Here is a 19,153-nt window from a genome sequence, read left to right on the forward strand (position 1 = left end):
ATGATTTTTTAAGTTCCTGTCGTTCATACTCGCACAATCCTTTTCATGACCCAATCGACGTTTTAGGCGATTTGCTGTTTTATTGTTCAGTTGAATGTGAGTTGTCCGACAAAATAAAAAGCCCGCTGATGTAAGCGGGCTTCGTGAATATGTGGTTTACTTTTAAAAGTACACGTGAGCCCACCAAGAACTTGACCAAGTGCGCCACCAATCGAGCTCAGCAGAAACTGCGCTTAAATTGTGATTATGGTTTTGGTTAAATTCTTGTAACATAGTCAACCTTAGATATGTACTTTGCATTTGTGTACTAGTTAACTAGTACCCGGATGAAAAGTCAAGCCTTAAAAACGGCAAATTGAAATTATGAGAATTGATTTACATAGTCACACTACTTTTTCTGATGGAAGACTTTCTCCGCAAGCGTTGATTGATAGGGCGTTGAGCTTTGATATCGAAGTACTCGCCATTACTGACCACGATACCATCAATGCGTTAGCCATGGCTCATGACTATATCGAACAGAATCAGCTACCTATTCAACTTATCGATGGTATTGAAGTTTCGACCGTTTGGCAGAATAAAGACATCCACATTGTAGGGTTAAATGTCGATCCTAAATCTGCCCCGCTGGTGGCTTTAATAGAGCAGCAGCAGAACCACCGTGTTAAACGTGCTGAACTGATTGCACACCGCTTACAAAAATCAACTCGCGAAGGGGTACTCGAAGAAGTACAAATGATTGCTGGGGAAGCTCCGATAACCCGCGCTCATTTCGCCAAATGGTTGGTAGAGCAAGGGTTTGCCAAAAACATGCAGCAAGTGTTTAAAAAGTTTCTTACCCGTGACAAGCCAGGCTATGTACCACCTAATTGGTGTTCAATGAATGATGCCATCCAAGCGATCCACGGTGCCGGAGGGCTGGCAGTGCTGGCTCACCCGGGGCGATATGACTTGACGACCAAGTGGCTCAAGCGCCTAATAACCGCATTCGTTGAAGCCGGCGGTGATGCAATGGAAGTGGCACAACCACAACAAGCACAACAAGAACGACGCAATTTGGCGGATTATGCTATACAATACAAACTATTAGCTTCTCAAGGCAGTGATTTTCATTACCCCTCACCGTGGATGGAATTGGGGCGAAACCTTTGGTTGCCTTCTGGAGTCGAACCTGTCTGGAAAGATTGGGGTTTAAACCCTATAGATAGAGTCGAGAGACTCGATAATGAGGAATTACAATGAGCCAGTTTTTTTACGTTCATCCAGAAAACCCACAGGCGCGCTTGATCACCCAAGCGGTTGCTATTATCCGTAATGGCGGTGTTGTCGTATACCCAACGGATTCAGGTTACGCACTAGGCTGTCAGTTAGAGAATAAGCAAGCTTTAGAGCGTATTTGCCAAATTCGTCGCCTTGATGATAAGCATAATTTCACCCTATTGTGCCGCGACTTATCTGAGCTCTCTTTTTATGCTCGTGTCGATAACACCGCTTTTCGTCTGTTAAAAAACAATACACCGGGCGCGTATACCTTTATTTTCAAAGGAACCAAAGAAGTCCCGCGTCGTCTTATGAACGCGAAGCGTAAAACTATCGGTATCCGTGTTCCGGATAACCGTATTGCTTTAGATTTATTGGAAGCATTGGGTGAGCCACTGATGTCGACATCACTCATTCTGCCTGGGAACACACATACAGAGTCTGATCCTGAAGAAATTCGCGATCGTCTAGAACATGCTGTCGATGTAATATTAAACGGCGGTTACTTAGGCGAACAACCGACGACAGTAATTGATTTTAGCGATGATGAAATGGTAATTACTCGCGTTGGGGCTGGTGATCCAACGCCATTTGAGTAGGTAATCAAAACGGGTGCTTTTTGACGTAGAATTTGAGATACTATGCGGCCGCGATTTTGGGGTCGCATTTTTTCATTCGACGTCTGTGAAGACGACACAAAGGTAAATAAATGAGCGAAAAGTTACAAAAAGTTTTAGCACGAGCAGGTCATGGTTCTCGTCGAGAGTTAGAAGCGTTGATTAGAACAGGGCGCGTAAGTGTTAATGGCAAGGTAGCTACGTTAGGCGAACGCCTAGAAGATGACAGCGCTGTAGTGCGAGTTGATGGGCATGTTGTGTCAGTCAAAGCGCCAGAAGAAGTGGTGTGTCGTGTTCTAGCTTATTACAAACCTGAAGGTGAACTGTGTACCCGCCATGATCCAGAAGGCCGACGTACGGTGTTTGATCGCCTACCAAAAATTCGTGGTTCTCGTTGGATCTCTGTTGGCCGCCTTGATGCCAATACTTCTGGCCTATTGCTGTTTACTACTGATGGTGAACTGGCTAACCGTTTGATGCACCCAAGCCGTCAGGTTGAGCGTGAATACTTGGTGCGAGTTTTCGGTGAAGTGAACGAGCAAAAAGTACGTAACCTTGTAAAGGGCGTACAACTTGAAGATGGTATGGCTCGCTTTGAAGATATTGTTTATGCCGGTGGTGAAGGTATGAACCATACTTTTTATGTGGTTATCAACGAAGGTCGTAACCGTGAAGTTCGTCGTTTATGGGAATCTCAAGAAACAACCGTCAGCCGTTTGAAACGTGTTCGCTATGGTGATATCTACCTTGATAAGAAATTACCTCGTGGTGGTTGGAAAGAGCTTGATCTTAAAGATGTCAACTACTTGCGTGAACTGGTCGAACTGCGTCCTGAAAAAGAAACGATGCTTGATCTAAGTAAAGACAACACGTCGCGTAAACGTGAACGCTCACGTAGCCAAAAGATTCGTCGTGCTGTTAAACGTCATGAAGAGCGCGTGACAACGACAACAGGTAAGCCGAAAAGTACTCGTACAACCAATGGGACCACAACAGGTCGTCGTAAACCTGCATCAAGCACGCGTAATAGCGGTGCAGAGCAAGGTGGACGCAAACCCAATGGTCGCAGCCCTGCAGGTAAGGCGAAAGCACCTCGTCGCCAGTCTTAATGTTTACATTGAGATAATGAAGTTTTAAAAATCCCGAGCTTTGCTCGGGATTTTTATTGGTAGCTTTGGGATTGTTGATTAAAGTGTAAGTCTTCTTATTTCTGAACTTGGTGATCGTAGTATCACCAAGCCTTCACCCTTACAAACTTTGATTGAGTTGGTAGTAACGACCTTGCTGAGCTAATAAAGCTTGGTGACTGCCGTATTCAACAATCTCCCCTTGTTCAATCAAACAGATCGCATCCATTGATTCTAACTCGACTAAGCGATGGGTAATGAAAATGACGGTTTTGTTGGCAAAGTGTTTTTTAAACAACGCGGTGATTTGCTGTTCCGTTTGTTTGTCTAAACCTTCTGTCGGCTCATCCAATAATAGAATCGAACCATTATGCAAAAATGCACGAGCAATACCGATACGGCGCTTCTCACCACCAGAAAGTTGACGACCACCTTCACCAAGCCAAGCATCTAAACCCTGGTCTTCAAGTAGTTTGGTTAATCCGACTTGTGTTAATGCATGTGCTAGTTGCTCATCATTGGCTGTTGGATCGGCCATCGCTAAATTGTCACGCAAGGTACCATTAAGCACGTCAACCCGTTGACTAACGACACTGATGGTTTTTCTCAGATCACTTTCATTCCAATTTTTAAGTGGTGTGCCTGCAATCGCGATCTCACCTTGTTGAGGATCCCAGTAGCGAGAAAGCAACTGCATTAATGTTGATTTTCCAGAACCGGTCTGGCCAACAATTGCCACACGATGACCTGCGGGAATATGCAAATTCACATTGTTTAATACTCTTTGGTCACCATCAGGGTAGTGAAAGTTTAGGTTTGAAAACTCAATATCAAATTGGCCGCTATGAGAAGTAGTTTTAGTTGGAAATTGAACTTCTGGATCTGCCAAAGTGACATCATTTAGACGACGTGCTGAAGTTAAAGTCTGACCTAAATGCTGGAAAGCACCGGCTATTGGCATTAGCAGCTCAAAGCTTGCCATGGTTGCAAAAGCGACTAAGGCGATCATTGGATCGGGTTGGTTTCCTGCGACGCCATCTGCGGCGAGCCAAATGATCAATACTAACGTCCAGCCATTGGCCAGCATCAATAAAGCTTGTGCAAGCCCCGAGAAATGGGCGTTGGCAAACTGGTTGGCGAGTAATTTATTTTGTGCTGAAAGAATCGCTTCACGGTAACGGTTTTCTGCACCAAATAAGGTCAGCTCACTATAACCTTGCAGCCAATCCAATGTCGTAATGCGTAGTTCTGCTTTATGCTGCGTTAGCTCTGCACCATTGCGTTTACCCAATTTGTAGAATAATACAGGCCAGACTAATAACAGCGTCAGTAAAATTGCTCCGAGTATTAAACCTAACTGTAGGTCAAACCAACATAGGAAAGCGGTGAGGGCTGTAATACCAAAAATGCCGACGGTGACGGGGCTGATCAAGCGCAAATAGACATGATCCATGGCATCAATATCTGCTACTAAGCGGTTGAGTAGGTCGGCATCTCTTAAATTAGATACTTTCCCTGGTATAAGTGGAGCAAGCTTTTGGAAAAAGAAAATACGTAGATCGGTTAGCAGTTTGAAAGTTGCATTATGACTTACGACTCGCTCTCCCCAACGCCCTGCGGTTCTGCCCATCGCGAACCCTCGCACAAACGCGCCGGGTAGCATGTAATTAAAGGTTTCTCGGGCAATGGTTAAGCCTGCAATTGCTGCTGCGGATAAGAACCAACCCGAAAGAGTTAATAGACCAATAGAAGCAAACAAGGTTAAAAAGGCAAGAAGCATTCCCAGCGATAAGCCGAACCAGTGTTTTTTATACAGTTTTAGATAAGGGATTAGATCACGCATCAAGGTTCCCCTTATTGTTTTCATCTAAGGCTTGGTTAGCTGACAACATATCGGCAAATAACCCGGCTTGTTGACTGAGCGAGGTGTAATCACCGCTTTGAACAATCTTTCCATCATTCATCACCAAGATTTGTTGTACCGACTTCAGCGGTGCAAGTTGGTGTGTCACCATCAATGCAGTTTTATCGATAATTTGGCTATTTAAACCTTTCATCACTAACTGTTCACTGCGCGCATCTAAACTGGCTGTCGGTTCATCAAGCAACCAAAAATTACCGTTTTGCAGCATAGCGCGTGTGAGTGCTATACGTTGAGCTTGCCCGACAGACAAGCCGCCAGAGCGATCGGTAATAGCGTATTCAAGACCGTGTTTATCTACAAATTCAGCAGCGAAAGCATTCTCTAAGGCCGCTCGAACCGTATCATCACTTAAATCGTTTTGACCGAGTGTAATATTTTCGTAAATGGTCCCATGTAATAGAAGCGGATTTTGTCCGACCCAACTGATCTGTTTACGCCAACTGTTGTGATTAATTTGACTTAGTTCAATGCCATTGATAGTTAAGCTTCCTTGATAGGGCATAAAGCCTAGAATTGCATTGATTAAGCTGGTTTTTCCTGCACCGCTTGGGCCAACTAGCGCCGTGGTTGTTTGGCCATCAAGGGTAAACGAAAGCGGGCCAACCAGTCTTTTGCCTTCGGGGCTGAACACTTCGAGATCTCGAGCTTTGATTTCTATATGTTTTACATCGTCTAAAACGTGATCGCCTGATTTTACTTTACTCACGTCGGTTTCTAAAAATTCGACAATACTTTCCGCAGCACCAACGGCTTGTTGTTTGGCATGGTAGAAGGTACCTAAGTCGCGCAGTGGTTGGTAAAATTCTGGTGCGAGTATCAAGATAAATAGCCCCGAAAAGAGCGTAATACTGGTTCCGTAGTAGCCGAAATTCAATTCACCAATAAAGCTGAAGCCAAAATAGACCGCAGTAATAGCAATGGAAATTGAGGTAAAAAACTCCAATACCGCTGAGGATAGAAAAGCAATCTTCAAGACATCCATGGTGCGAGTACGAAATACTTCGGATGCACCTCTGAGCTGCTCGGTTTCTGCTTGGGTGCGATCAAACAAGCGGATCGTTGTCATTGACTGTAGGCGATCATAAAAATGCCCAGACAAACGTTGCAGTGCTTTAAAGTTTTTGCGGTTGGCGTCCGCCGCTTTCATGCCAACCAATGCCATAAACATCGGCACTAATGGTGCGGTGATGAGGAAAATTAAACCAGCAGCCCAGTTAACGGGAAATACCACAATAAGAATAATGAACGGAATCAGTACTGACAGTGACATTTGCGGAAGGTATCGAGCAAAGAAATCTTGCATATCTTCTACTTGTTCAAGCAATAACGTTGCCCATGAGCCAGCAGGCTTTCCTTTTATATAGGCAGGGCCAAGTTCGCGTAGTTTATCTAAAATGAGTTGACGGATATAAATGCGGATCTGTTCTCCGCAGCGAAAACCGGCAATTTCACGTCCCCAAGCACAAGCGGCTCGGATCGCGATGGTGGCGGCTAGGCCCACAAAATAGGGAATGAGCTCTGCTTTATCGACATGTTCAATAATCAGTTGATGCAGAATGGAGGCGAGGAGTGCGGCCTGAGCCAGCAAAAACACACTTGATAGTACGCCAAGGCTGACAGCGATCATCAACCAGCGTTTCGCTAGTTTGCTCTGCTGTTTGAGCCAATTATTCAAGCTACGTTGTTTTTTCTTATCCATTTCGAAGGCTTAATGATAATTATTATGTAAACGGAAGGGTGCTAGTATACAAAAGAAAGCCCAGTGGATATACCACTGGGCTGTAGGGTTTTGTTATAAAACTGGAAAATAACCTTTTGTTTACTTATTGTTTAGGCCATCTAAATAACGTTCTGCATCAAGAGCGGCCATACAGCCAGTGCCTGCAGAGGTAATTGCTTGACGATAATTATGGTCCATTACATCACCAGCGGCGAAAACACCTTCGATGCTGGTTTGTGTGGCGTTGCCGTTAAGACCTGATTTTACAAGGATATAGCCATCTTTCATTTCAAGTTGGCCTTTGAATATTTCAGTATTTGGCTGGTGGCCAATAGCAATAAATGCCCCCATGACATCAAGCTGTTCCGTTTTATCAGATTGTGTATGTTTCAAACGAACACCAGTTACACCCATATCATCGCCTAATACTTCATCTAGTGTTCGGTCGGTATGGAGGATGATATTACCGTTTTCAACCTTATCCATCAGGCGGTTGATTAGGATCTTTTCTGCGCGGAATGAATCACGACGATGGATAAGATGTACTTCAGCTGCAATATTTGACAGATACAGTGCTTCTTCTACGGCAGTATTACCACCACCGATAACTGCTACCTTTTGGTTACGGTAAAAGAAACCATCACAGGTTGCACACGCTGAAACGCCACGTCCTTTAAAGGCTTCCTCAGAGTCTAAACCTAGGTAACGCGCCGATGCACCGGTTGAGATGATAAGAGCATCACAACTGTATTGTGCGCTATCACCTTTCAGCTGAAATGGGCGTTGTGATAAGTTCACTTCATTGATGTGGTCAAATACGATTTCAGTTTCGAAGCGCTCGGCATGCTCTTTCATTCGTTCCATTAACGCAGGGCCCGTGAGGCCTTCGGCGTCTCCTGGCCAATTTTCAACTTCTGTAGTGGTCGTTAACTGGCCACCTTGCTGCATACCGGTAACGAGAACTGGATTAAGGTTAGCGCGAGCCGCATAAACGGCAGCGGTATAGCCTGCAGGACCAGAACCAAGAATAAGAAGTTTGCAATGTTTTACGTCGCTCATGTGCGCTCCAGTATCGAAGATGCTCGAAAAATTTGATTCGATTGTAGGGAATATGTATGGGTAATAAAAGAATTAACAAGAGGGTTTTTAGAAATAAATAGTTATATGCCTAGAGACATTTGGAATGTCTAATGGCCTTACTGATGCAATGATTTACCAAAAGCTCAAGGTATTGTACAAACTAATCTTAGGGAAAGAACTTACACAGTGGTCTTCGTACCTAGACTAAGGGTATTCGGTAGACATCTGCATAGTGGCGCTTATACTTGTCTTTTCTTATTTGTATTTGATACTAAAAATTAGAATTTGTTCTGAAATGTTCGGCTTTCTAGTTTGGCACATCAAATTAACTTTTAACGCTTATTTAAAAGGTTGCCAATGAAAGAGTTAATTATCCACATTATTACAGTGTTCATGGGCTTTTTTGCCATCATGAATCCGATAGCAAATACACCGATATTTCTTGGGCTAACCAGTGGCGACGATAGAGGTACCGTTAAATCGATAGCATTTAGATCGGTGTTTATTGCATTCATTATTGTGTCGATTTTTGCGATATCAGGAAAAATCATTTTTGATATGTTTGGTATCACTTTGTATGCGTTGCGCATTACTGGTGGAGTGATCGTATTTTTGATCGGCTATCGTATGCTACAAGGTGAATCTTCACCAAATCATGATGAAAAAAAGGCCGAGGCGGTACGGAAAGATAAAGATGTCGCACTAGGGATCGCCGTTTCACCCTTGGCTATGCCTATTTTGGCAGGCCCTGGTACTATTGCGACAGCGATGAACTTCGCAACTGAAGGCGGCGTTGTTGAAACCGTTGTCACTATTATCGCTTTCGGATTATTGTGTGCATTAACCTGCATACTTTTCTTGTTTGGTGAACGCTTTGTTAAAGCGATTGGACCAAGTGCACTCAACGTAGTAACACGAATGATGGGTTTGATACTGGCTGTTATTGGTACTCAAATGTTGATCGAAGGAATCCATCAAGCTTACCAATCTTTAGGTTTTTAATTTATTTGAATGAGTGAATCCCCATCAACATAGATATATTGTGTTGATGGGCAATGAACGCTCAGTCTGTACCTTGGTAACGTCAAGTTGCTAGGGAGCGTTTCTGTTCATTATACTGTTTCCGTATCAATGCTCTGCACCATGCCTTCTTCATTTTAGTTTTAGACTTTCCATATTTAAAATGGTTATTAACCGACTGATTTTTATCTATTTAAATCTTAATCTAGTGACCTTGTCTAAATAATCAATAGTGAATACTGTCTTTTTGGTTTTTATGGCCAATATATAGTGGTTTTTTGGTTTTATATTTTTTATTTGACTAAGTTGTCGGAGTTAATGTTCGCTATATCTTGAATTTGTAATATTTCAACGTATCCTTTATGTAAATTTATTGTTAAATAAAGTTTGAAGGTATGTGCTTTCATTAAGGAGTCGATGATGTTAAACGCACACGAAAACACCCTACATATTACTCGATTGAGCCAAGAGGCGATTCAACAATTAGCGCCATCGTTTGCTCAACTGCCTCATACAGAACATGCGGACGGACAATACCGTTTACGTCGTTATTCGGTGGTTCGATTGATTGATGGAAAAGTTGAAGCACTGGATAAGCACGATTTTATGCAAACGGATCAAATCAATCATTTTCAAGGCAACGTGATTCGCCATTTTGATCCTATTTTGCCCTCAACACTACAAAGCCCAGCAATGAATGAAGTGTGTACTCTGTTCGTTCAATCTAATGGATTGCCCAATGGGCAAGAAATTGAAATTCACCAAATTCGCATTTCAGCGGTTTATGATGAAACACAAGTTGCTCCAGAAGGGGTTCATCAAGATGGTTTTGATCATATCGCTTTGGTTGGCATAAATCGCCATAACATCGTGGGCGGTGAAATCATGCTGTATAACGACAGTCATGAGGCTCCTTTCTTTCGTAAGATTTTAGATAATGGTGAAGTTGCGATGCTCGCTGACAGTAAATTGTGGCACAACGCCAGCCCAATTCGTTCTATTGAACATGGTGAGGAAGGTCATATGGATGTGTTTGTATTAACGGCAAAGGGTGGTAAAAATGACCTTCACTCCTGAAAAGGTTCGATCACAGTTTGATGCATTGTCTCAAGAATATAACGGCAAGCCAGTCTGTTTTTTAGATGGACCCGGTGGATCTCAAGTTCCTCGCACTGTATTAAGATCAATGACCCAATATTTGGGGTACTTTAATTCCAATTTAGGTGGGCATTTTTTTTCTAGTAGAAACACGACAGATTTAATGCAGCAAGCACGTGAATCTGCACAAGCTTTGCTTAATGCTGAATCATCGGGGAATATTGTCTTTGGTGCAAATATGACCTCTCTGACATTTCAGCTTAACCGCGCCATTAGCCGTGATTGGCAACCTAATGATGAAGTGATCGTGACCGCTTTAGACCATTACTCGAATGTCTCTAGTTGGCAACAAGCCGCGCAAGATAAACAAGTTATCGTTCATCAGGCCAAAGTTGATGAAGGTGATTGCTCGCTGGATATCGACCATCTACTTTCGCTGCTAAATAGTAAAACTAAATTAGTTGCGATCACGTATGCATCAAACACGACAGGCTCGATAGTCGATGTAAAGCGCGTTATTGACGCTGCGCATCAAGTGGGAGCAATGGTTTATGTTGACGCCGTTCACTACGCTCCTCACCATTTGATTGATGTTCAGGCTTTAGGCTGCGATTTTCTTGCATGTTCAGCGTATAAGTTTTTTGGACCACATGTAGGGATCGCCTACATTGCCTCACATTGGTTACACGCGCTGAGACCTTACAAAGTAGAGCCTGCCACTAATATTGGTCCTGGCCGTTTTGAAACTGGGACGCAGAGTTTTGAAGGGTTAGCTGGCGTTATTGCTGCGGTGGAATATTTGGCTCAATGGGGCGATCCAAGCCGTACTCTCAGACAGCGTTTAGTAGAGAGTTTTGCGCAATATAATCAGCATGAGCGTCAATTAAGCGAGTATTTTTTATATAAACTGCGGGCATTAACGTCAGTTACGTTATACGGTCTTGATAAAGCTGACAGCCAATTACGCACACCAACTTTTGCTATTCGCTTTGCACATCATCATCCTGAGATCATAGCGAAAACCTTGGGTGAGCATAATATTTGTGTATGGAATGGGCACTTTTATGCGTTAGGTTTAGTACGTCAACTTGGTCTGGAAGAAAGCGGTGGTGTTGTGCGTATTGGTTTTATGCATTACAACACACGAGAGGAAATAGACCGACTATTTGCTGTGTTATCAACGTTTGATTAAAGAGAGTCAAAAACCTCATTCAGCGAATGAGGTTTTCTTCAAATAGAAGCAATGTTAGTTTGAAACCTCAACTTCATATGAGGTGAATTTACGAATGTTGATTACGCCGGTGTCAAACAGCAAATACTGACCTTTGATGCCTTGTAAAACGCCAGATACGACAGGGTTTTTATCAAAATTATGTGAGGCTATTTTTTTCGGATGTTGTTCTACCGGGTATTTGATAGCAGTTATATTCTCATCCAAAGTTTGGATCGCATCTTCACCAAATTGCACTTTTAGTTGCGCAATTTTGTCCTCAATCAAAGGAAGTAACTGGGCAAATTTAGTTTCAAGAGTCATGGGCTCACCATCACCTTTCAGTAATTCACGCCAATTTGTTTTATCAGCAATATGTTTTGCAAGTTCTACCTCAATCAAACCTGAAAGATAACGCGTTTTCACTTTGAATATTGGTAACCCTTGCGTTGCACCTTGATCAATCCAACGTGTTGGAATTTGCGTGTGGCGGGTGATCCCTACTTTCAAACTGGAGGTATTAGATAGGTAAACATAGTGGTCAACCATGCAGTTTTTGTCTGCCCATTCAGGTTCACGACAAGTTCCTTGATTATAGTGACAGGTTTCAGGTTTCATGATGCACATATCGCAACTAGCGAGTTTTCTCATGCAGACAAAACAATGTCCTTGAGAATAACTTTTCTTGGTTTTTTTGCCGCATGAACAACAATAAATATTACCCGTGTGAGTGAGTGTTAATGACTGGCCGATGAATTGATTGAGGGCAATCAGTTCATCTCCTACCGGTAGTTGGTAAGAGACGTGATCATTGAGGCTAGAATGTAATTTCTTCAGTGTACCTGTCGCTAAGAGAGACATGACATATACTCATTATTGTTAGTTTGAGTCATTCTAACAGAAAAATAGTTGGCTTTGGCGGGGCTGTTTTACACCATGATTGATTTTACTTAAGCGTTAGCTAAATAAGTATTTATTGAAGTTGGTCGTAAAATAGAATGATAAAAGTCAATTAAACATAGAAATTTTGGCACCAATGTATTAAAAACAAGACATTGTTACTGTTTTTTCATTGGGCAAAAAAAGTAAAGACAATGTTTAACCTTCAAGGAGTGAAGGTTAAACATTGTTAGGGGGTAATTACATGACGGCTTTCCCCAGATTTCTGGTCGGATTGATGCTCTTAACGGTCATTATAGTAGTGACATATCTTGCTATTGGTGATCAAAAGGTACTAAAAATCACACCCTCTCAATACTCTTTTCATCCAACAAATGATCAGTTTGATGGGGGGCTATCGACATCTGAGCTAAGTCTTCAAAATGGGCAAGCACATCTTAGTTGTGATTTGTTACCAAGTAGCTACCAGTGGCCTTATTGTGGGATTTCTATTCACGCCAATGATGATCCTCGGGTCGGTTTGGATTTATCTGATTATCACACCGTTAGGTTGAGTATTGATTTTACGTACAGTCAATCTGCCTCTCCTCCTGCGATACGTTTTTATCTGCGAAATTTTAATCATGAATATTCAACCGTTGAGAATGAATATACACATAAATACAACGGATTAGAGTTCTCACTTGGGGGGAAAGGTGAGATTGAAATTCCGATGGCAAACCTTCAAGTCATGACGTGGTGGTTAGTGGATAACCGCATTGGTATTGAACATTCTGCGCCCGAATTTAGTAATGTGAATAAAATTGAGTTTGCTACAGGCTCTGGAAGTGAACTCGGTCATTATGAGATGCACGTCAATAGTGTGGAGTTTATCGGCGCTTATGTTAACGGTGAGCATCTATTTCTATTTTTATTGAGCTTTTGGATGTTGGTTGGCTTATCTATTTCATTCAATGAGATGCGCAAAAGTCGGCATGAGGCCCAACTTGCACTACAGCGCCAAGAGCATTTAAAAATTATTAACCGTACACTTCGTTCTCAAAACATTAAGTTTGCCGAAATGGCCCATCGCGACTCTTTGACCGGTGCGTTAAACCGCAATGGAATTCGAGAGTGGTTAAATGAGTGTGCACACAAGGTGCGTTGGTCCGATACTCAATTTTGTACGTTGTACATCGATATTGACCACTTTAAAAGTGTCAATGATAGCTACGGCCACTCGACCGGAGACGATATTTTGCGAGAGTTTGCCATGGTAACAATGAGCACTCTTCCGGAAAAAGATCGCTTAGTTCGGTGGGGGGGGGAAGAATTTATTGTATTTTGCGTTGACACTTCGCTCCAAGAAGCTTGTGCTAGAGCCGAAAAATTAAGGCGCAGAGTTGAAGCACACCTTTGGGTTCATGGTGATAAGTTAACGTGCAGTATTGGTGTTGCGATGATGGGGGACGAACGTATCACTGAAATGATTGCCAGAGCTGATGATGCTTTGTATCAAGCAAAAAACAAAGGGCGTAATCGTGTTGAGATTAACTACGGGCTTGTACAACGAGAAGCGAGTTAGTTGCGTTTTTCAGCGTGAGAATCATCAATCATGATCGGTTCTTTAGGCCCCAGAAACCTCGGCTGTGTATGGATGATATAGAGATCCAAGAAGGCTTTTGTTCGAGCAAAAACCTCGCGTAACCTCACTTTAAAACCAGAGCTATTGGTCGGGCCAGACACGGCTAAACATTGGGCGTTAATGTTATGGTGGTTCGCAATGAATAGCGCGCGCTCACAATGAAATTGCTGAGAAATGATTAAGAAGTTATCGGTTTCAAAAATACGCTTCGCTCGTATGATGGAATCTAAGGTTCGAAAACCAGCATAGTCCAAGTAGATACTTTCAGTTGGAACTCCCGCTCGTAATAAGTCACGTTTCATTGTCCAAGGTTCATTGTATGAACGGTGGGCATTGTCGCCACTCAGTAAGAAGTTTTTAACTTTTCCTTGATCATAGAGAGAAATAGCCGCCTCTACGCGGTGGGTATAATATTCATTGAGTATTTTCCCCAAATATTTGCTGGTTCCAAGTACAACCGCGACTTGGAACTCACCAACTTGCGACTGGTCAGTCAAAATTTGCTCAGACGCTTGCCAGCTTACCCAGCGATCGATACCAACAACGCCTACACATAGCAAAATCAATAAAACAGATGCATAACGAAGTGGTTTGGAAAGATATTTTTTCCAAAAATGCTGGAGTTTATGTGAGAGGGAAGAGTTTAACACTAAATTTGACGGTTCCTTTGCGCCCATATTCCGATAACAGTAAAAGATAACATAACAATGCTAAACATCATGCCTTGTTCTAACTTTGAAAGTGTCTGAGCAAGGTAAGGGCTTGCTTTGATAATGATCAAACCGTAACCAAAGGCGTTAATCAATATAAATGCCAATGTACGAATAACAAAGTGCTGATCACGCATTAATCGGCGCATAAAAGCGTTGATATCCGAGCCCAGCATCACCAATAAACAGGCGATGAAGGCTGTAGAAATCTCACCCAGATAGGGAGCAATATAGTGCCCTGCAGGGGCCAAAAAATTCATCATATTGATTCACAAATAAAGCCGCTAGCGTTTTGCTCGGCAGTGCGTTTCCCTTACTCATTGAAGTTGTAGCGAGGCATGTTGCGCTTGCTAACCCCAATCACAGCGTTGATTTAGTGATTGGGGCAGTAGTTTACTTGTCGCTAACCTGCAATTGGATAATACAACGGATTGCTTATCAGTTAGAACGCTGTGCGTTTATAACGGCGATAGGTCGGTTGCCAGAAATGCTGCTCGATGGCACTTTCTAATACATCGTCAGAGATTTCAAGAGCAACACCCTGTTCAATTGCCTTTTTAGCGACAGCGAAAGCGATTTTTTTAGAAACCGAGTGGATCGCTTCTAGTGGTGGAAGCAATGCGCCGTGTCCGTTTAGTGCCAGTGGTGAGCACAAGGCAAGTGCACGACTTGATTCCATCAGCATTTCATCGGTGACGCGGCTAGCGTTAACCGCTAGCACGCCTAAGCCGATGCCTGGGAAGATGTAGCTATTATTGCACTGCGCAATCGGGTAGGTTTTACCATTGTGCTGAACAGGATCAAACGGACTGCCAGTGGCAACTAAGGCTTCGCCATTTGTCCAACGAATAATGTCGTTCGGTGTTGCTTCTACGCGACTGGTTGGGTTGGACAATGGGAAAATAATCGGACGTGGGCAATGCTTGTGCATTTCAGTGATCACTTCTTCACTGAACAAACCAGGGGCACCAGAGACGCCAACCAAAACGGTTGGTTTACCATTACGCATTACATCGTGAAGTGAGAAGCCGCTGCCTTCAGTCACCCAATCTTTTGTATCGGTATTTTTTTGCACTAGACGTTGTTGGAAGTCGAGTAAGTTAGGCATCCCTTCCTGTAATAGACCCCAGCGATCCACCATGTAAACTTGAGAGCGCGCTTGTGCATCAGAAATGCCTTCAGAAACCATTTGTGCGATGATCGCTTCAGCAATACCACAACCAGCAGAACCTGCGCCTAAGAAGGCGATACGTTGTTCTGATAGCTGACTGCCTGCCGCTTTACAAGCTGCCAATAATGAACCGACGGTAACTGCAGCGGTGCCTTGGATATCATCATTGAAACAACAAATGCGATTTTTATAACGTTCAAGCAGTGGCATGGCATTTTTCTGTGCAAAATCTTCGAATTGGATCAAAGCATCAGGCCAACGACGTTGTACCGCTTGAATGAATTCCTCCACAAAAGCGTCATATTCTGCACCAGTAATTCGCGGATGACGCCACCCCATGTACATAGGATCTGCAAGTCGTTGCGGGTTGTTGGTGCCGGCATCAAGAACAATCGGCAGTGTGTAAGCTGGGCTAATACCGCCACATGCGGTATAAAGTGCCAGTTTGCCGATCGGAATTCCCATGCCGCCAATGCCTTGGTCACCTAAACCTAGAATGCGTTCACCATCGGTCACTACGATGACTTTCACGTTATGGTTAGCGGCGTTATTTAATAAGTCATCGATACGATCTCGATTTGGGAATGAGATGAACAAACCGCGTCCACGGCGATAAATATTCGAGAAATTTTCACATGCGGCACCCACCGTTGGTGTATAGATGATAGGCATCATCTCAGTAATGTGATTTTGTACCAAACGGTAGAAAAGTGTCTCATTGGTATCTTGGATATTGCGTAGGTAGATATGCTTGTCCATATCACTTTCGAAACTGCAGTACTGCTGATAGGCACGTACCACCTGTTCTTGAATGGTTTCCGTTGTTTCAGGAAGCAGCCCTTCTAAATTGAACGATCTGCGCTCTGAAGCACTAAATGCACTGCCTTTATTGAGCAGTGGGGTACTGAGTAGAGCAGGGCCAGCATAGGGAATATAAAGAGGGCGTTTGTCGTTATTCATTGTAAGCCTATTATAGGGTGGAGAGGAGACTCGAAAATGATAACGGTTTACTCATGATATTGTAAATAGATGGGCCATGATACATAACGCAGAATACTGAACTAAAGAGGACAAAACGTTATCTTGCACCTACTTCAAGTTGTTTGAGTATATAATCCTCTACAAATGTCTTCAGACTCTTATTTACATGCAATTTTTACCTATTGATACGCTAGAAAAGTCATTCAAATCTGAGCTACTCATTCAGCATTTAGTCGTTGAAGCAGAAACGGGATCAGGGAAGTCGACCCGTTTGCCTTTGTGGTCATTACATGTAGGCAGGGTACTAGTGATTGAACCAAGACGTATCGCTTGTACCTCGTTGGCAAGTTTTCTGGCCAATGAACATAATGAACCTGTAGGTAAAACGATAGGTTATGCGATCAAGTTAGAGCAGTATTTCGATGCCAATACACAAGTTGTATTCGTAACACCTGGTGTGGCTTTACGTTGGTTTGCTGAAAATAAATTGCATGATTTCAAGGTGGTCATGGTTGATGAATTTCATGAACGCCGCTGGGATACCGATCTATTAGTTGCATTGCTTAATCAGCAGCAAACACATCGTATTGTTTTAACTTCAGCAACGATTGAAGGAGATAAGCTGGCACGTTATATTCGTGGTAAGCGGTTAGTGGCGCAAGGTCGAAAGTTTAATGTGGCTGTTAACTACCGTGCCAATGACAGCCGCCAGCTTCCAGATGCAAGACATTTAGAGCAGCGAGTGAAGGCGGAGGTCGTTAGTGCTTATGGAGCAACTCAAGGTGATATCCTAGTTTTTCTCCCTGGTCGTAAAGAAATTCAGCAATGCCAACAGGCATTATCTAACATCGAAGATTTACTGGTGCTGCCACTTCATGCGTCAGTGTCAGAGCATGAACGTGAGCTTGCGTTAACGATCCAACCGCAACAAAAAGTCATTCTTGCTACCAATGTAGCGGAAACCTCACTCACTATTCCTAATGTGACAGTTGTTATTGATAGTGGCTTAGAGCGCAGAACTGAGCAACGCAACGGTCGTACCACTTTAAGTTTAAAGCATATTTCTAAAGCTAGTGCCAATCAGCGCTCGGGACGGGCAGGGCGTGTGATGGATGGAACCGCAGTGCGGCTATATGGTCAACATGCCGCGCTTGCTAATGTCACGCCACCAGAGCTACAACGCGAGGAATTGGTTGAAGCTATGCTTGCGAGCGCGAGTTGTGGTTATCCACTGCCGAGATTAACGTTTCTAGAGCCGCTGCCAGAAAAAGCACTAAAGAGTGCACTGACTATATTGCGCCAGATGGACGCCATTGATGAAGATGGCCAAGTTACAGAGCATGGCTTACAACTCGCGCCACTTCCTATTGACAGCTTATATGCCGATTTAGTCACGCGAATGCCTTCAAAAGCATTGAAAGAAGCGATGGTTGATTTAACCGCTGCCCTTTCGGTCTCTGCTTCACTCTATTCGTTATCCAGTAATGAGGAGGCATTAGATTCCTTAGTACAGCAAGAACCTTGTCAGTGCGATGGGCAATTATTGATCCGAATAGTTCGTGGAGAAACTTTTAGCGGGGTAACGGTTGATCAACAGGTTCTTAAGGAAGCAAAGGGACTTTCAGCACAAATGAGAGCAATCTTCGTGTTGCCCCACCTAGACGTTGCCTCCCGTTATCAAAGATCTAGTTTGGCAAAAGAAATCGCTCGTTTACACCCTGAACTCGTTTTTGTTCGTCGAGAAAAACGTCGAGATGCGCTTGGTAATGGCCAAATGGAAGTTATGCCAGCAAGAAACAGCCGTTTTAGCCAAGAGTGTCAAGCAGCATTGGTATTAGACCAACACAGTTTGGCCGGGCGAGGCGTTAAGCAAACGCTGACCTTAGCGACAGTAATGATGCCAATTGATCTGGCGATAATTGATGAACTTAATTTGGGAGAGTGGCAGCAAGATGATGTTATTTATGAGAATGGCAAACTCAATACTCGTTTGAATCTGATCTACGCGGGGCGCAAAATTGTAAGTCGACAGGTTGAAGCTTGTGGTGAGTTTGCCATTATCCCCTTAGTTGAAGCGGTTAAAAATGGCGATATTCTACCGGGTTTAGCTCAGACTCGGATGACAGAGATTGCGCATTGGCGCTTATATGTTGAGCTTGGTTTGGATGAAACAAAGACTTCCCACCACAACATGACTTTTGATCGTTGGTTTAAAGATCAGCTTAAAACATTAGAAGTTAGCAGCTTAGAAGATCTATCGATATTTGATGTCGACGATTTTGAGTTTGATGGTATTCCATATTGGCAGTATGAGGATTTTGCTAATACTTACCCCTTTGAGCTTTATCTAGGTGATCTTAACTTAAGCGTTGAATACCATGTTGCTAAGAAGCTCATTTATCTTGTGTATAAAAGTGGTTTACGAAAAGGTGATCCTAAACGTTGGGAGTTACCAAGATGGCAAGGCTTTAGAATTCAATATAAAAAAGCGAGTCGTATTGTCGATATAAGGTGATGTTTTCCTTCACTGTTTGAAATATTAATCAATCAGGCACATATGTCGTAAAGTCTGTTTGTGTTTTGTTACACAACTGATTTTTATATAGCTATTTCGCGGGAAGCTTGGGCATAAAAGACGATTTTTTTATATCCTATTGCTATATAGATAAGCTTATATGATATTGAGTACAGTATGCTGCTAATTTGTCGGA

At 43.0% G+C, this 19,153-nt stretch carries 16 protein-coding genes and 1 other annotated feature; of the genes, 8 read left to right on the plus strand and 8 right to left on the minus strand.

Annotated elements, in window-relative coordinates; all coding sequences use genetic code 11:
* Positions 1–112: 112 nt before the first annotated feature.
* Positions 113–216 (minus strand) — a sequence feature (Trp leader region).
* Complete coding sequence (gene trpL2, locus MCT08_RS06955) at positions 163–300, minus strand: tryptophan operon leader peptide (protein ID WP_080996294.1); 138 nt, start codon at positions 298–300, stop codon at positions 163–165. (Overlaps the previous feature by 54 nt.)
* A 63-nt stretch (positions 301–363) precedes the next feature.
* On the opposite strand from trpL2, the gene rnm reads away from it, so the two are divergent.
* The 3 genes from rnm (at position 364) to rluB (ending at position 2,986) form a co-directional block, all read left to right on the plus strand.
* A complete protein-coding gene (gene rnm, locus MCT08_RS06960) occupies positions 364–1,242 on the plus strand; it encodes an RNase RNM (protein ID WP_171981241.1) in 879 nt (292 codons plus the stop codon).
* Positions 1,239–1,859, plus strand: a complete 621-nt coding sequence (locus MCT08_RS06965; protein ID WP_168521758.1) for an L-threonylcarbamoyladenylate synthase — start codon at positions 1,239–1,241, stop codon at positions 1,857–1,859. The genes rnm and MCT08_RS06965 overlap by 4 nt, the downstream gene beginning before the upstream one ends.
* 110 nt (positions 1,860–1,969) lie before the next feature.
* Positions 1,970–2,986 carry a 23S rRNA pseudouridine(2605) synthase RluB gene (rluB, locus tag MCT08_RS06970; protein WP_053309324.1) on the plus strand — a complete coding sequence of 339 codons (1,017 nt, stop codon included), beginning with the start codon at positions 1,970–1,972 and terminating at the stop codon, positions 2,984–2,986.
* Positions 2,987–3,125: 139 nt separating this feature from the next.
* On the opposite strand, the gene cydC is transcribed toward rluB, so the two are convergent.
* From cydC to trxB, 3 genes are all read right to left on the minus strand, one after another.
* Positions 3,126–4,847 carry a heme ABC transporter ATP-binding protein/permease CydC gene (gene cydC, locus MCT08_RS06975; protein ID WP_053309325.1) on the minus strand — a complete coding sequence of 574 codons (1,722 nt, stop codon included), beginning with the start codon at positions 4,845–4,847 and terminating at the stop codon, positions 3,126–3,128.
* Positions 4,840–6,627, minus strand: a complete 1,788-nt coding sequence (gene cydD / locus MCT08_RS06980) for a heme ABC transporter permease/ATP-binding protein CydD (protein ID WP_274676489.1) — start codon at positions 6,625–6,627, stop codon at positions 4,840–4,842. Before cydD ends, cydC begins: the two co-directional genes overlap by 8 nt.
* A gap of 120 nt (positions 6,628–6,747) precedes the next feature.
* Positions 6,748–7,707 (minus strand): thioredoxin-disulfide reductase, encoded by a 960-nt coding sequence (gene trxB / locus MCT08_RS06985; RefSeq protein WP_176313465.1) that lies wholly within the window; start codon positions 7,705–7,707, stop codon positions 6,748–6,750.
* Between the two features lie 378 nt (positions 7,708–8,085).
* Between trxB and MCT08_RS06990 the strand changes: the two genes are divergently transcribed.
* The 3 genes from MCT08_RS06990 to MCT08_RS07000 all read left to right on the plus strand — a co-directional run bounded on the left by MCT08_RS06990 (position 8,086) and on the right by MCT08_RS07000 (position 11,038).
* Positions 8,086–8,730, plus strand: coding sequence for a MarC family protein (locus MCT08_RS06990; protein WP_168786658.1), 645 nt, complete (start codon positions 8,086–8,088; stop codon positions 8,728–8,730).
* Between the two features lie 438 nt (positions 8,731–9,168).
* A complete protein-coding gene (locus MCT08_RS06995) occupies positions 9,169–9,825 on the plus strand; it encodes a 2OG-Fe dioxygenase family protein (RefSeq protein ID WP_171981248.1) in 657 nt (218 codons plus the stop codon).
* Positions 9,809–11,038: a cysteine desulfurase-like protein gene (locus tag MCT08_RS07000; protein WP_274678110.1), complete on the plus strand. Its 1,230-nt coding sequence runs from the start codon at positions 9,809–9,811 to the stop codon at positions 11,036–11,038. The genes MCT08_RS06995 and MCT08_RS07000 overlap by 17 nt, the downstream gene beginning before the upstream one ends.
* 54 nt (positions 11,039–11,092) lie before the next feature.
* On the opposite strand, the gene MCT08_RS07005 is transcribed toward MCT08_RS07000, so the two are convergent.
* Positions 11,093–11,917, minus strand: coding sequence for a DUF2797 domain-containing protein (locus tag MCT08_RS07005; RefSeq protein WP_274678111.1), 825 nt, complete (start codon positions 11,915–11,917; stop codon positions 11,093–11,095).
* Between the two features lie 283 nt (positions 11,918–12,200).
* Here MCT08_RS07005 and MCT08_RS07010 point away from each other — a divergent pair, with 283 nt between their 5' ends.
* The gene (locus tag MCT08_RS07010; RefSeq protein ID WP_274678112.1) at positions 12,201–13,520 is read left to right on the plus strand and encodes a GGDEF domain-containing protein; all 1,320 of its coding nucleotides are present in this window, start codon (positions 12,201–12,203) and stop codon (positions 13,518–13,520) included.
* On the opposite strand, the gene MCT08_RS07015 is transcribed toward MCT08_RS07010, so the two are convergent.
* The 3 genes from MCT08_RS07015 to MCT08_RS07025 all read right to left on the minus strand — a co-directional run bounded on the left by MCT08_RS07015 (position 13,517) and on the right by MCT08_RS07025 (position 16,421).
* Positions 13,517–14,257 (minus strand): SanA/YdcF family protein, encoded by a 741-nt coding sequence (locus MCT08_RS07015; protein WP_274678113.1) that lies wholly within the window; start codon positions 14,255–14,257, stop codon positions 13,517–13,519. The genes MCT08_RS07010 and MCT08_RS07015 overlap by 4 nt on opposite strands.
* A complete protein-coding gene (locus tag MCT08_RS07020) occupies positions 14,230–14,553 on the minus strand; it encodes a DUF3392 domain-containing protein (protein ID WP_053309334.1) in 324 nt (107 codons plus the stop codon). The genes MCT08_RS07015 and MCT08_RS07020 overlap by 28 nt, the downstream gene beginning before the upstream one ends.
* A gap of 179 nt (positions 14,554–14,732) precedes the next feature.
* Entirely contained in the window at positions 14,733–16,421 is a 1,689-nt protein-coding gene (locus MCT08_RS07025) for an NAD-dependent malic enzyme (RefSeq protein WP_053309335.1), read from the minus strand.
* Between the two features lie 187 nt (positions 16,422–16,608).
* Here MCT08_RS07025 and MCT08_RS07030 point away from each other — a divergent pair, with 187 nt between their 5' ends.
* Complete coding sequence (locus MCT08_RS07030) at positions 16,609–18,957, plus strand: helicase-related protein (protein WP_274678114.1); 2,349 nt, start codon at positions 16,609–16,611, stop codon at positions 18,955–18,957.
* Positions 18,958–19,153 lie beyond the last annotated feature (196 nt).

Origin of the sequence: Vibrio aestuarianus, assembly GCF_028858425.1 — a bacterium.
GTDB lineage: Bacteria > Pseudomonadota > Gammaproteobacteria > Enterobacterales > Vibrionaceae > Vibrio > Vibrio aestuarianus.

Bases quoted from the DNA above. Each gene is read 5' to 3' on its own strand.
- MCT08_RS06995 (WP_171981248.1), top strand. From the start codon at position 9,169: ATGTTAAACGCACACGAAAACACCCTACATATTACTCGATTGAGCCAA.
- cydD (WP_274676489.1), bottom strand. From the start codon at position 6,627: ATGGATAAGAAAAAACAACGTAGCTTGAATAATTGGCTCAAACAGCAG.
- MCT08_RS07000 (WP_274678110.1), top strand. From the start codon at position 9,809: ATGACCTTCACTCCTGAAAAGGTTCGATCACAGTTTGATGCATTGTCT.
- MCT08_RS06990 (WP_168786658.1), top strand. From the start codon at position 8,086: ATGAAAGAGTTAATTATCCACATTATTACAGTGTTCATGGGCTTTTTT.
- MCT08_RS07010 (WP_274678112.1), top strand. From the start codon at position 12,201: ATGACGGCTTTCCCCAGATTTCTGGTCGGATTGATGCTCTTAACGGTC.
- MCT08_RS07005 (WP_274678111.1), bottom strand. From the start codon at position 11,917: ATGTCTCTCTTAGCGACAGGTACACTGAAGAAATTACATTCTAGCCTC.
- rnm (WP_171981241.1), top strand. From the start codon at position 364: ATGAGAATTGATTTACATAGTCACACTACTTTTTCTGATGGAAGACTT.
- MCT08_RS06965 (WP_168521758.1), top strand. From the start codon at position 1,239: ATGAGCCAGTTTTTTTACGTTCATCCAGAAAACCCACAGGCGCGCTTG.
- trpL2 (WP_080996294.1), bottom strand. From the start codon at position 300: ATGCAAAGTACATATCTAAGGTTGACTATGTTACAAGAATTTAACCAA.
- cydC (WP_053309325.1), bottom strand. From the start codon at position 4,847: ATGCGTGATCTAATCCCTTATCTAAAACTGTATAAAAAACACTGGTTC.
- MCT08_RS07025 (WP_053309335.1), bottom strand. From the start codon at position 16,421: ATGAATAACGACAAACGCCCTCTTTATATTCCCTATGCTGGCCCTGCT.
- MCT08_RS07030 (WP_274678114.1), top strand. From the start codon at position 16,609: ATGCAATTTTTACCTATTGATACGCTAGAAAAGTCATTCAAATCTGAG.
- trxB (WP_176313465.1), bottom strand. From the start codon at position 7,707: ATGAGCGACGTAAAACATTGCAAACTTCTTATTCTTGGTTCTGGTCCT.
- rluB (WP_053309324.1), top strand. From the start codon at position 1,970: ATGAGCGAAAAGTTACAAAAAGTTTTAGCACGAGCAGGTCATGGTTCT.
- MCT08_RS07015 (WP_274678113.1), bottom strand. From the start codon at position 14,257: ATGGGCGCAAAGGAACCGTCAAATTTAGTGTTAAACTCTTCCCTCTCA.
- MCT08_RS07020 (WP_053309334.1), bottom strand. From the start codon at position 14,553: ATGATGAATTTTTTGGCCCCTGCAGGGCACTATATTGCTCCCTATCTG.